Genomic DNA, 4613 nt, shown 5'->3' with positions numbered 1-4613 from the left:
GGTTCGTCCGGCGGCTGGTAACAATAAAAATGAGCAGGCACTTCACGACATGGCATTACTGACTGAACACGAACAACGCAAAGTCGCCGAGGCGATTGCCCGGGTCGAGCGCGACACCGACGCGGAGCTGGTCACCGTGCTCGCGGCCCGCGCCGACGACTATGCGTACATCCCGCTGCTCTGGGCCAGCCTGCTGGCACTGGTGGTGCCGGGCATCGTGCATTACCTCACCGGGTGGTTGACCCTGCACAGCCTGTTGCTGGTGCAGTGGATCAGCTTCATCGTCCTTTGCCTGCTGTTCCGCCTGCCGAAAATCACCACCCACCTGATCCCGCGCTCGGTGCGTCACTGGCGTGCCTCGAACCTGGCGCGTCGGCAGTTCCTCGAGCAAAACCTGCATCACACGGTAGGCGGCACCGGCATCCTGATTTTCGTGTCGGAAGCGGAGCGGTATGTGGAAATCCTGGTGGACGAGGGCATTTCCAGCCGCCTCGACAACAAGAACTGGGATGCGATCGTCGCCGAATTCACCCGCCAGGTGCGCGAGGGCCAGACGTTGCAGGGCTTCGTAGCCTGCGTCGAGGCCTGCGGCGAATTGCTCAAGGTGCATGTGCCAGTGACCCATGTGCGCAATGAGTTGCCGAATCGGTTGGTGGTTTTAGGCTGATTCCAAGGTTCAATGCACTCTTGTGGGAGCGGGCTTGCTCGCGAAAGCGCAGTGCCAGTCCATGAAGATGTTGACGGATAGACCGCTTTCGCGAGCAAGCCCGCTCCCACAGGGGATGTGCGGATACGGATCCACCGTTCGGTAAATAACTGCGTGTCCTGAACGGCCATCCCCCCTAAAATACCCGCCACTCCCGATTTGCCCCGCCCGAGGCCGTTTTTTCCATGTCCGTCACCGCCACTCCCGCCAGCCTCGCGCCGGATCACCACGCCCAGTTCATCGACCTGCTGCACACCAGCCTCGAGCAGAACGCTTTCATCAAACTGGTGCTGGCCAAGTACGTCGGCGAAGAGGCGGACCTGCAGCGGATCATCATCAAGTCGGTAGCGGTCAAGGGGCAGCCTTGCCTGTCCTTCGTCTACCGCTACAAGACCCGCGACATCACCAAGAACCTGCCCCTGGCCGAAGGTGTCGCGACCGTCGCCGGGCTGCTGCCCGCTGCGTTCAAAAATGCGCATTTATTGACGTTGACTGACGAAGCCCAGCTCGAATACAGCAAAAAGGGCAAGTCTTCGCTGTTCAAGAGCCAACCTCAGCAATTGCGTGAAGTGCCGTCCGCCGAGCACAACCGCGAGAAAAACCGCTTTCTCGACCTGAGCCGGCCGTTTCTCGCGGACTTGGGGGTGACCAACAGCAAGCACGAGCTGATCCCGGCGATGTCGCGCAAGTGGAAGCAGATCAACAAATTCATCGAAGTGTTCAGCCATGCGCTGACATCGTCGCCGCTGGCGCTGGACAAACCGGTGCGGGTGGCGGACTTCGGTTCGGGCAAGGGTTACCTGACCTTCGCCATCCACGACTACCTGCGCAACACCCTCAACGCCCGAGGCGAAGTGACCGGCGTGGAGCTGCGTGAAGACATGGTCAGCCTGTGCAACGCCGCAGCGGCCAAGCTCGAGCATCCGGGGCTGGTGTTCAAGTGCGGGGACGTGCGCAGCGTGGCGCCGAGCGAGCTGGACGTGATGATCGCGCTGCACGCCTGCGACATCGCCACCGACTACGCGATCCACACCGGCATTCGTTCCGGTGCGTCGATCATCATGTGCTCGCCGTGCTGCCACAAACAGATCCGCCTGCAGATCCAGAGCCCGGCGCTGCTCAAACCGATGCTGCAATACGGCCTGCACCTGGGCCAGCAGGCGGAAATGGTCACCGACAGCCTGCGCGCGCTGTTCCTTGAGGCCTGCGGTTACGAGACCAAGGTGTTCGAGTTCATCTCGCTGGAACACACCAACAAGAACAAGATGATCCTGGCGGTCAAACGCGCCGAGCCGGTGGACCCGACGCAATTGCTGGCGAAGATCGAAGAACTCAAGGCGTTCTACCAGATCACCGACCACTGCCTGGAAACCCTGCTGCGGGCCGACGGCTACCTCTGACCTGGGGGAGCGGGCTTGCTCGCGAAGGCGCCGTCACATCCACCCTCAATGTTGGCTGTCAGTCTGCTTTCGCGAGCAAGCCCGCTCCCACATTGGCATTGACTGCGGTCTTGCGACCAAGCATCACCGTGACGATCACCCCGGCCGCAAACAGCCAGGTGATCGGCTCGATGTGCTCACCGAAAAACAGCGCCGAAAAAGCGATGGTGAAGAAGATCTGCAGCAGTTGGATCTGACTGACCCGGGCGATGCCGCCCATCGCCAGCCCGGCGTACCAGGCAAAGAAGCCAATGAACTGCGAAAACAGCGAGACGTAACCAAACGCCCACCAGGTCTTGGCCGATACCTCGCCCTGATGTTGCAGCGCCAAGTACACCACCGGCCCGATCAACAGCGGCGTCGACAGCACCAGCGCCCAGCAGATCACTTGCCAGCCGCCCATTTCCTTGGCCAACCGGCCGCCTTCGGCATAACCCAGGCCACCCACCGCAATCGCGCCGAGCATCAGCAAGTCACCGGCCTGAATGCTGCCGGCCCCTGTGATCAACGCGTAGCCGAGCACCAGCGCACTGCCCAGCGCCGCGCAGGCCCAGAACGCTTTCGACGGGCGCTCGTGGGACAGCCACGCGGCGTACAGCGCCACGCACAACGGTTGCAGGCCGTTGACCAGCGCGCCGTGGGACGCCGGCAAAGTCTGCATGGCCCAGGCCGACAGCACCGGAAAGCCCAGAATCACCCCGGCAATCACCAGGCTCAGGCCCTTGATCTGTTTCCAGGTCGGCCATTTTTCCCGACGCCACAGCAACAGGATCGCCGCCGGGACCGCCGCGAACAGCGCACGGCCCAGGCCATTGAGCAATGGATGAAGCTCCTGCACGACGATGCGCGTGAAGGGCAGGGTGAGGCTGAAAATGACGACGCCGAGCAGGCCCAGGGCCATGCCGGTGTTTTCGCGGGAGGACATGATGGCAACCGGATGTGTGGATTATTGGAAGTGCCTTCATCTAGCCATAAACCAGGTGTTTCGCGCTGTTACAGCTAGGCGCAGAGTTATCCGTACAGTTTGCGCAGGACTTGTGGCGAGATGTCATTGGTCGTAGTAGCCGGTTGTTACCCGACTCACCGGATAAGGACTACCTTGAATATTCCTACGCATTTCCCAGAGGAGTCCTGCCCATGGCCGCGAAAAAAATTCTGATGCTGGTCGGCGATTACGTTGAAGACTATGAAGTAATGGTGCCGTTCCAGGCCTTGCTGATGGTCGGGCACACCGTGCACGCCGTCTGCCCCGACAAAACCGCCGGCCAGACCGTGCGCACCGCCATTCATGACTTTGAAGGCGACCAGACCTACAGCGAAAAACCCGGACACCTGTTCGCCCTGAACTTCGACTTCGCCAAGGTGAAAGAGACTGACTACGACGCGGTGCTGATCCCCGGTGGTCGGGCGCCGGAGTATCTGCGCCTGAACGAAAAAGTCCTGGAACTGGTGCGTGCCTTCGACAAGGCCGGCAAACCGATCGCTGCCGTGTGCCACGGTGCGCAATTGCTGGCGGCGGCGGGAATTCTCGAAGGGCGCGAGTGCAGCGCATACCCGGCCTGTGCGCCGGAAGTGCGCCTGGCGGGCGGTACGTTCATCGATATTGCGGTGACGGACGGCCACGTACAGGGCAATCTGGCCACGGCGCCGGCCTGGCCTGCCCATCCGAAGTGGCTGGCCGGTTTCCTTGGCTTGCTGGGCACCAAAATCACCCTGTAAAGAGGCCTGCGCCCATGTGCGAGCTCTACGTCAAAGCCGACCCGATTCTCTATGAGTCACGCTCGCGCTCGCTGCGTATCTGCGGGGTGGTCACCACGTTGCGCCTGGAGAATCAGTTCTGGGACATTCTCAGCGAAATCGCTGAGGTCGATGGCATGACCACCAACCAGTTGATCGCCAAGCTGTATGAAGAGGTGATGGATTACCGGGGTGAGGTGGTGAATTTTGCGTCGTTCTTGCGGGTCAGTTGTATGCGGTATCTGAGCCAGCGGCGGGTGCAGGCGCCGGCGTTGTCGGTGGTGCGGGCGGTGGGGAAATAGAGAGTTTTGTATCGACCTTGCCGGCCTCTTCGCGAGCAAGCCCGCTCCCACATTTGGAATGCGATCGAATGTGGGAGCGGGCTTGCTCGCGAAGAGGCCGGTACAGGCGACAGAAATCCCAGCCTGGTCTTTACTCTGAAGCGCGCCACCTCTCAATCGCCAAGGAGCAAGAGCATGTCCGGATGGTACGAAGTGAGCAAAAGCAGCATCGGTCAATTCAGGTTCGTGCTCAAGGCGGCGAACGCCGAAACCATTCTGACCAGTGAGCTGTACACCACCCGCGCCGCCGCCGACAAAGGCATCGCGGCGGTCCAGGCCAACAGCCCGCTGGATGAACGCTACGAGAAAAAGGCTACCAAGGACGGCCATCCCTACTTCAACCTCAAGGCCGGCAACCACGAGATCATTGGCAGCAGCGAATCCTATGCC

The 4613-nt window shown here is 61.1% G+C and carries 6 protein-coding genes; 5 read left to right on the top strand and 1 reads right to left on the bottom strand.

Features of this window, described 5'->3' with window-relative positions; translation table 11 throughout:
- Positions 1 to 49 precede the first annotated feature (49 nt).
- Both B0W55_RS28720 and B0W55_RS28715 read left to right on the top strand, forming a co-directional pair.
- Positions 50 to 667 (top strand): TPM domain-containing protein, encoded by a 618-nt coding sequence (locus tag B0W55_RS28720; protein ID WP_077049280.1) that lies wholly within the window; start codon positions 50 to 52, stop codon positions 665 to 667.
- A 224-nt stretch (positions 668 to 891) separates the two neighbouring features.
- A complete protein-coding gene (locus B0W55_RS28715; protein ID WP_077049279.1) occupies positions 892 to 2106 on the top strand; it encodes an SAM-dependent methyltransferase in 1215 nt (404 codons plus the stop codon).
- Positions 2107 to 2164: 58 nt separating this feature from the next.
- On the opposite strand, the gene B0W55_RS28710 is transcribed toward B0W55_RS28715, so the two are convergent.
- On the bottom strand, positions 2165 to 3070 hold the full coding sequence (locus B0W55_RS28710) for a DMT family transporter (protein WP_077049278.1): 906 nt from the start codon (positions 3068 to 3070) through the stop codon (positions 2165 to 2167).
- A gap of 212 nt (positions 3071 to 3282) precedes the next feature.
- Between B0W55_RS28710 and B0W55_RS28705 the strand changes: the two genes are divergently transcribed.
- The 3 genes from B0W55_RS28705 to B0W55_RS28695 form a co-directional block, all read left to right on the top strand.
- Positions 3283 to 3864 carry a DJ-1/PfpI family protein gene (locus tag B0W55_RS28705; RefSeq protein WP_077049277.1) on the top strand — a complete coding sequence of 194 codons (582 nt, stop codon included), beginning with the start codon at positions 3283 to 3285 and terminating at the stop codon, positions 3862 to 3864.
- 14 nt (positions 3865 to 3878) lie between these two features.
- On the top strand, positions 3879 to 4184 hold the full coding sequence (locus B0W55_RS28700; protein ID WP_077049276.1) for a ribbon-helix-helix domain-containing protein: 306 nt from the start codon (positions 3879 to 3881) through the stop codon (positions 4182 to 4184).
- A 174-nt stretch (positions 4185 to 4358) separates the two neighbouring features.
- The coding region (locus B0W55_RS28695) for a YegP family protein (protein ID WP_077049275.1) at positions 4359 to 4613 on the top strand (255 nt) is incomplete at its 3' end.

This window comes from Pseudomonas sp. KK4 (assembly GCF_001984065.1).
Classification (GTDB): Bacteria; Pseudomonadota; Gammaproteobacteria; order Pseudomonadales; family Pseudomonadaceae; genus Aquipseudomonas.
This window is presented reverse-complemented; position numbering and strand designations above follow the sequence as displayed.

Bases quoted from the DNA above. Each gene is read 5' to 3' on its own strand.
- B0W55_RS28720 (WP_077049280.1), top strand. From the start codon at position 50: ATGGCATTACTGACTGAACACGAACAACGCAAAGTCGCCGAGGCGATT.
- B0W55_RS28715 (WP_077049279.1), top strand. From the start codon at position 892: ATGTCCGTCACCGCCACTCCCGCCAGCCTCGCGCCGGATCACCACGCC.
- B0W55_RS28710 (WP_077049278.1), bottom strand. From the start codon at position 3,070: ATGTCCTCCCGCGAAAACACCGGCATGGCCCTGGGCCTGCTCGGCGTC.
- B0W55_RS28705 (WP_077049277.1), top strand. From the start codon at position 3,283: ATGGCCGCGAAAAAAATTCTGATGCTGGTCGGCGATTACGTTGAAGAC.
- B0W55_RS28700 (WP_077049276.1), top strand. From the start codon at position 3,879: ATGTGCGAGCTCTACGTCAAAGCCGACCCGATTCTCTATGAGTCACGC.